The sequence below is a fragment of the Bilophila sp. 4_1_30 genome (assembly GCF_000224655.1).
GTDB lineage: Bacteria > Desulfobacterota > Desulfovibrionia > Desulfovibrionales > Desulfovibrionaceae > Bilophila > Bilophila wadsworthia.
Genome location: NZ_JH114231.1, coordinates 630,565 through 634,690 on the forward strand (window position 1 = coordinate 630,565; position 4,126 = coordinate 634,690).

Below are 4,126 nucleotides of genomic sequence, written 5' to 3' on the forward strand. Positions count from 1 at the left end.
CCTTGTCATGTCCTCGTGCCGCAGCAGCGTCTCGACGAGCTGGTTGCCCACGGTGAAGACAGGGTTCAGCGAGTTCATGGGCTCCTGAAAGATCATGGCGATCCGCTTTCCCCGGATGTCGAGGATGGCGTCTTTCTCCAGTGTGAGAAGGTCGGTCCCGCGGTACAGGATTTCACCTCCGGCGATCCGGCCCGGCGGGATGGGCACGAGCCCCATGATCGAAAGGGCCATCATGCTCTTGCCGCACCCGGATTCGCCGATGATGCCCACGGTCTGCCGGGGATCGACTTTCAGGTTCACCTTGTCGAGGACCCTGACGATCCCCATCTTCGTCGAGAACTCCACCTGAAGGTCCCTGACTTCAAGCAACGTATCTTCCATGGTTCGCCTCGTTTCGAAATCGGTTTGCGGGCCGCGCTAGCGTCGCCGCAGGCGGGGGTTGAACGCATCGTTGATGCCGTCGCCGATCAGCCCGATGGCAAGTACCACAAGGAAAATGGCCAGGCCGGGGAACGTGACCGCCCACCAAGAATTCATGATGTAATCCTTGTTGGAGCCGATGATCATGCCCCATGTCATGATGTTGGGGTCGCCGAGGCCAAGGAAGCTCAGGCCAGACTCGAACAGGATGGCCGACGAAATGGTCAGGGTGGCCACGATGACCAGCGGCGGGATGGCGTTGGGCAGGATGACCCGGCACATGATGGTAGCGTTTCCCGCGCCCATCGTCCTCGCGGCGGCCACGTAGTCCATTTCCTTGATCCGCATGAATTCGGCGCGGGTGACGCGGGCGACCTGCGGCCAGCTCACAATACCGATGGATACGGCCACGCTGGTCAGCGAGGGGCTGAACAAGGCCACCACAACCATCGCAAGCAGAAGGGGAGGCAACACCTGAAAGAATTCCGTGGCCCGCATGAGCAGTTCGTCCCAGATGCCCTGCCGGTACCCGGCCAGCGCCCCGATGGTGATGCCGATGCACAGCGTCACCAGCGTGGCGAAACCGCCCACCGCCATGGTGGCCTTGCCCCCTGCGATGATGCCCGCGAAGATGTCGCGGCCCAAGTAATCGCTGCCGCAGATCAGGCCGTATTCACCGGGCGCGCTCATGGGCGGAGCGACCATCTCGAAGGGATCCACCGAGTAGACCAGCGGGCCCACGCAAGTGAGCATCAGGACGGCCCCGAGCAGAACCAGCCCTAGCACGGCGGCTCGGTTTTGCAGGTACATCTTCCACGCTTCACGCAGGGGGGACTCTTCCTTGTATTCCCAAGCGGCGCTTTGTTCGGACATGGCTACCTCCTCCCCACTCTCATTTTGGGATCAAGAAACCGGTAGGCGAAGTCGGTCAGGACGTTGGCGATGATGACCACGAACACAGAGCAGAAGAGGATGCCGAGCAGCGTGGGATAGTCCTTGCGCAGGATGGACTCGTAGGCGAGCCGCCCCATGCCGGGCCAGTTGAATACCGTTTCCACGAGCACGGCCCCGGCGAACACCTGGCTGAATTGCATACCCGCCAGCGTCACCACCGGGATGAGCGCGTTCTTCAAGGCGTGCTTATACACGACCGTCCGTTCCCGCAGGCCCTTGGCCCGTGCCGTGCGGATGTAGTCCGTACCGAGGATGTCGATCATGGAGGCGCGTTCCATGCGGCTGTACTGGGCGATGTAGAGGATCGCCAGCGTCACCACCGGCAGGATGAGGTGATGGGCCACGTCGAGGACATAGGCGAACCCCGTGTAGCCCGCGCCGATGGTCGTCATGCCCGACACGGGCAGGATGGGGATCCACGATGCGAACAGGATGAGCAGCATCATGCCGGTCCAGAACGCGGGGGCGGAAAAGCCGATCAGGGCCACGATGGTCACCAGATGGCTGGTCCAGCTGTTCGGACGCCGCCCGGCCTGCACGCCGAGGCAGACGCCGATGAGGACCGCCGCGCACACGGCGGTGACCACGAGCAGCAGCGTCGCGGGCAGGCGATCCTGAATGAGCTCCATCACCGGAAGATTGAAGAAATAGGAGTAGCCGAGATCGCCGTGCAGCACCTTGCCGAAATAGGCGACGAACTGGTTGAACAGGCTCTGGTTCAGCCCGTACTGCTCGCGGATGGAGGCAAGCAGTTCGGGGCTGGCACCGCCCATTTCGCCAGCGATGGTCACCGCCGGATCGCCGGGAGCCAGCCGGATGAGAAAGAAGTTCAGGCACAGTACCAGAACGAGCAGGACGGCAGCCCAGAACAATCGTTTTCCTACGACACGCAAGAACGTCATAAGAACTCTCCGCGTATGTTGCGAATGGGCCGGGGCCCATTCCGAGAAAGACAGGCACGTCCGGAACAGCCCCTGTCCGGGAGGGCGCCGGGCCGCGCGGAGTTTCCCCGCCCGGCCCGGTCAAGCGCGGCTACTTCTTCAGGTAAACGTCCATATACGGAGCGAGGAAGCCCCAGATGGACGCGGGCACGTTGCCGACACGCTTGTTGTAGATGGTGTGGTAGGCGGTGGTGGTCATGAAGTAGATCGGCACGTCGTTCATGACGATCTGCTGGAATTCCTTATACAGCTTCGCGCGCTTCTCGTTGTCGACCTCGGAGGCCGCCTGTTCCATGATCGCGTCGACCTTGGGATTGCGGTACTGCTGGGTGTTGGAGAAAGGAACGCCCTTCACGATGTTGACCGAGGAATACGTGCGGTGCACGCCGATAACCGGGTCGCCCCAGTTGAACACGTTGTCGGTGGTGATGTCGAAGTTGTAGTTGGACACCCGTTCGGCCCACGTGCCGAAGTCGGGGGAAATGCGGATCTTGGCGTCGATGCCGACCTTGGCGAGCTGAGGCTTCAGGTATTCGGCCATCATCTTGGTGGTGGGGGAACCGGGGGCGTAGTCCACGGTCACGGTAAAGCGGGTGCCGTCGCCCTTGACCGGATACCCGGCCTCGTCGAGCAGCTTCTTGGCCTTTTCGAGGTTCACGTCATACATATTTACGTCCTTCGTATAGAAGGGGCTGAACGGCGTGATCGGGGTGGCGGAAGGCGTCACAAGGCCCATCATGATGACCTTGGCGAAAAAATTGCGGTCGATGGCGTAGGCCGCTGCCTGACGGACCCGTACGTCGTCGAACGGCTTCTTGCCTGTGTTGAAGGCCACCCAGTCGAGGGAGCCGATACCGGCGTAGCCCTTGTTGGTGACCACGAGGTTCTTGTCGCCGGAGAGACGCTTCACTTCGCGGAGGCTGTCAAAGAAAGGCATGGCGTCCACTTCGCCGCGCTCGACGGCCATGACGCGATTGTTCATATCGGGAATGATCTTGATGATGACGCGGTCGACATGCGGCTTGCCCTTAATGAAAAAGTCCTTGTTCTTCTCAAGCATGATGTAGTCGCCGGGCTTCCATTCCACAAACTTGAACGGTCCGCTGCCGATGGGAGCCTTGTTCGCGGGATTCTGGCGGATATTGGGATCGGTGCCGTAGACGTGCTTGGGCATGATCGGGCACAGCACCGGGGACATGCACAACAGGATGGCGGGATGCGGCTTGGAGAGCCGGATGACCGCGGTGTACGGATCGGGCGTATCCACGCCGGATACGGGCGCGTACATGGCCTTGAAGGGATGGTTGGCCTTGATCGCCATGATGGAGAACGCCACGTCCTCGGAGGTGATCGGCGTGCCGTCATGGAACTTGGCCCCCTTGACCAGATGCAGGGTCAGGCTCAGGCCGTCGGGGGCCATCTCCCACTTTTCGGCAAGGTAGGGATGCGGATTCCACTGGTCGTCGTACTGGAGCGGGCTCGCAAAAAGCTGCGCGCCGGGGATGCCCGAGGAGATGCCGGAACTCAGGCCGGGGTTCAGCGAAACGGGGTTCTGCGCCCAGGTCACCGTGAACGTGCCCCCGTCGGGGATGGCTTCGGCCTTTGCGGGCACCGCCGTAAAGAGCATCGCCGCCGTCAGCGCGGCAGCGGAAAAGAGCTTCCAACCGTTCGTGAGACTTGCCATCGTTGTACTCCTTATGAGTTAGCGTTGCCTTGGCAACGGGTGGGACGCACTCAGGGCTTGCGGGGCTGGAAAAGGCCGTGCCCGAACGGGGCCAGTACATTGCCCTCGCGGGCCACCACCCTGCCCC

4 protein-coding genes are annotated in these 4,126 nt (G+C 61.9%); all 4 read right to left on the bottom strand.

Annotated features, from left to right (window positions below):
* Positions 1-381 (bottom strand): ATP-binding cassette domain-containing protein (locus tag HMPREF0178_RS02980; RefSeq protein ID WP_009378949.1); only part of this gene is annotated, 381 nt, incomplete at its 3' end.
* 36 nt (positions 382-417) lie between these two features.
* Positions 418-1,293, bottom strand: a complete 876-nt coding sequence (locus HMPREF0178_RS02985; protein WP_009378950.1) for an ABC transporter permease — start codon at positions 1,291-1,293, stop codon at positions 418-420.
* Between the two features lie 2 nt (positions 1,294-1,295).
* Positions 1,296-2,276 (bottom strand): ABC transporter permease, encoded by a 981-nt coding sequence (locus HMPREF0178_RS02990; RefSeq protein WP_005026441.1) that lies wholly within the window; start codon positions 2,274-2,276, stop codon positions 1,296-1,298.
* 130 nt (positions 2,277-2,406) lie between these two features.
* On the bottom strand, positions 2,407-3,999 hold the full coding sequence (locus HMPREF0178_RS02995) for an ABC transporter substrate-binding protein (protein WP_009378951.1): 1,593 nt from the start codon (positions 3,997-3,999) through the stop codon (positions 2,407-2,409).
* Positions 4,000-4,126 lie beyond the last annotated feature (127 nt).

Coding starts and splice junctions, on each gene's coding strand:
- HMPREF0178_RS02985 (WP_009378950.1), bottom strand. CDS start 1,293: ATGTCCGAACAAAGCGCCGCTTGGGAATACAAGGAAGAGTCCCCCCTG.
- HMPREF0178_RS02990 (WP_005026441.1), bottom strand. CDS start 2,276: ATGACGTTCTTGCGTGTCGTAGGAAAACGATTGTTCTGGGCTGCCGTC.
- HMPREF0178_RS02995 (WP_009378951.1), bottom strand. CDS start 3,999: ATGGCAAGTCTCACGAACGGTTGGAAGCTCTTTTCCGCTGCCGCGCTG.